Annotated in this window: 3 protein-coding genes; all 3 read left to right on the top strand. The window is 61.6% G+C overall.

Annotated features, from left to right (window positions below; translation table 11 throughout):
* Positions 1-565 (top strand): short-chain fatty acyl-CoA regulator family protein (locus EN750_RS28475; RefSeq protein WP_189526536.1); only part of this gene is annotated, 565 nt, incomplete at its 5' end.
* A 149-nt stretch (positions 566-714) separates the two neighbouring features.
* Entirely contained in the window at positions 715-1,617 is a 903-nt protein-coding gene (locus EN750_RS28470) for a DUF2167 domain-containing protein (RefSeq protein ID WP_127398737.1), read from the top strand.
* A 178-nt stretch (positions 1,618-1,795) separates the two neighbouring features.
* Positions 1,796-2,606: DMT family transporter (locus EN750_RS28465; protein ID WP_145967988.1), on the top strand; the 811-nt coding region annotated here is incomplete at its 3' end.

The following is a 2,606-nucleotide window of genomic DNA, read 5'->3' as shown; positions in this document are numbered from 1 at the left end:
TGACATCGATGTCCTGCGTTCGCGCTTCGGCGTCTCCTTCGAACAGGCAGCCAACCGGCTGACCATGCTGCAGCGGCAGGGTGCCTCGGGGGTGCCGTTCTTCATGCTGGAGGTCGACAATGCAGGCAACCGCTTCCGCAAGGCCGGCAGCCAGGGCTTTCCACAAAGCCGCTTTGGCGGCGGCTGTCCCAAGCTGCCCGTGCATGTTGCCTTCACCCAACCTGGCCAGGTCTTCGTCGAGGCAGTGGAAATGCCCGACGGCGCCGAGTTCCTGTGCATCGCCCGCACGCTGGAAGGGCCGCAAGGCGCGTTCTCGGAACGTCCGCGCCGCACCGCATTGCTGCTTGGCTGCGATATCGGCTTTCGTGACGAAATCGTCTATGGCGCGGCATTACCCGGTGCGGCAATCACCGCAAAGGCCGGCAGTATTGCGGCGACGCCGGTCGGGCCTGCCTGCCGGCTTTGCGAACGCGTCGGCTGCCTGGCGCGCGCCGAGCCGCCGGTGACGCGCCCGCTCGGCCTCGACGAGATGGTGACGGGCCTGAGTGCCTTCGATTTCCAGTGACGACATGAGTCGGCAAGAATATCTTTCGTCCGGCGGCGAAAGCTGCGGAGTCTTCCCTAGATAATATTGCCGAGTATTGCCGATCGAAATATTGATTCGGCGTTGACGACGAGGTATCAAGACGAACTACGCAAGGCTGGGGGGCGGCGATGGGCAGGACGATTTTTTCGCTTGGGCTGACATTTGCCCTCTCAGCTTCATCTGCATATGCAGAAAAATCCTCGGATTTCTTCAGCTCCTACAAACAGTACAATGATGCCGGCAAGGCATTCCTGGACAAGATAGATCCAAAGACCGGACCGATAGACCTCGCCGAAGGCATTCACCTCGATCTCAAGGGCAAGTTCTATTTTCTGAATAAGAAGGACGCCGTCTCGGTCCTGACCGAGGCTTGGGGTAACCCACCCGATGCCGGTTCCGACGCGATCGGCATGATCTTCCCGAGCAATTATGACCCCATCGCCGACAACAATTGGGGAATAGAGCTGCGCTGGGAAAAGATCGGTTATGTCGATGACGGCGACGCTGCCTCCATCAACTACAGCGAACTATTGAGCAGCATGAAGGCCGACACTTTGTCGGGCAACGATCAACGGGTGAAGGACGGTTTTCCGCCCGTCACGTTGATCGGTTGGGCTTCGCCGCCAGTCTATGATGCCGTCAACAAGCGTCTGCATTGGGCCAAGGAACTCCAGTTCGGAAACGACGCCGTCCACACGCTCAACTACGATGTCCGTTTCCTTGGCAGGGAGGGCGTCTTCGTGATGAGTTACATCGCCAATGTGGAGCAGTTGCCGGAGATAAAGCAGAGCCTGGATGAAGTGCTTGGCCTGGCGGGCTTCAGCACGGGCAAGAGATACACGGATTTCCTGCCCGGCACCGACACGGTCGCCGCGGTTGGGATTGGCGGCCTCATCGCCGGGAAATTGGCGGCAAAGGCTGGTCTTCTGGCGGTGGCGCTCATCGCCTTGAAGAAATTCGGCCTGATCCTGCTGATTCCGTTGGCCGGCCTTTGGCGGCTCATTCGGGGCAACAGGAACGCTTCCTCCTAGATTGGGATGATCAGCCAACCCCAGCAGGGCGAATTTGGTCCAGGCGTCTGACCAGTGCGCCAAAGGGGAACATGAAGCTGGATCACGCCCGGCCGTTGCCGATGCATTAGGCGAAAATGGCACGTCCTTGTCGCCCATCGCGCATCGTGCACCGCCGGAAACACCGACAGTGGCAGCCATGACCAATACCGCATCGCCAATCGTCGCATCGCCAGCCGTGTCGCCGCGCGAGGAACGCGTCGGCATGCTTTTGGTCTTCCTGTCGGCGCTGATGTGGAGTTTCGGCGGCACCATCGCCCGCTTCATCACCGTCGGTGACAGCTGGACGGTCATTTTCTGGCGCTCCGTCTGGGCAGCCGCCTTCCTGGTCTGCTTCATGGTCTGGCGTGACGGCTGGCGTGGCACGCGGAAGCTGTTCCGCGACATGGGTCTGCCCGGTCTTGCCGTCGGGATCTGCTTTGCCACCGCATCGACCGCCTTCGTCGTGGCGCTGGCCTACACCACCGTCGCCAACATCCTTTTGATGCAGGCAGGCGTGCCGTTGCTGGCGGCGCTGTTTGCCTGGGCGTTGTTTCGCGAAAGGGTCGGTGTCGCCACCTGGGTGGCAATCGCCGCCGTCATCACCGGCGTCGCCATCATGGTGTCGGAATCGCTGGATGGCGCCGTCTCGCCCATAGGCGATGGGCTGGCGCTGTTGATCGCGGTCATGTTCTCGGTCGCCACCGTCATCACCCGGCGGTTTTCCGGCGTGCGCATGACGCCGGCGACGTGCCTCGGCACCATGCTCGCGGCCGGCTTTGCCGTCTCGCAGGCATCGACCTTCACCGTGTCAGTCAGCGACATGGGCTTTCTGTTTGCCTTCGGCGTGGTCAATCTCGGCCTCGGTCTCGCCTTCTTCGCCACCGGCGCACGGTTGATCCCGGCGGCCATCGCGGCTCTGCTCGGCACGTTCGAGCCGATCCTCGGCCCGATATGGGTCTGGCTCATCC

Source organism: Mesorhizobium sp. M7A.F.Ca.ET.027.03.2.1 (assembly GCF_003999175.1).
In the GTDB taxonomy this organism is placed as follows: Bacteria; Pseudomonadota; Alphaproteobacteria; order Rhizobiales; family Rhizobiaceae; genus Mesorhizobium.
This window is presented reverse-complemented; position numbering and strand designations above follow the sequence as displayed.

What these genes read in the sequence shown, in the direction of transcription:
- EN750_RS28470 (WP_127398737.1), top strand. Translation starts at nt 715, where the DNA reads ATGGGCAGGACGATTTTTTCGCTTGGGCTGACATTTGCCCTCTCAGCT.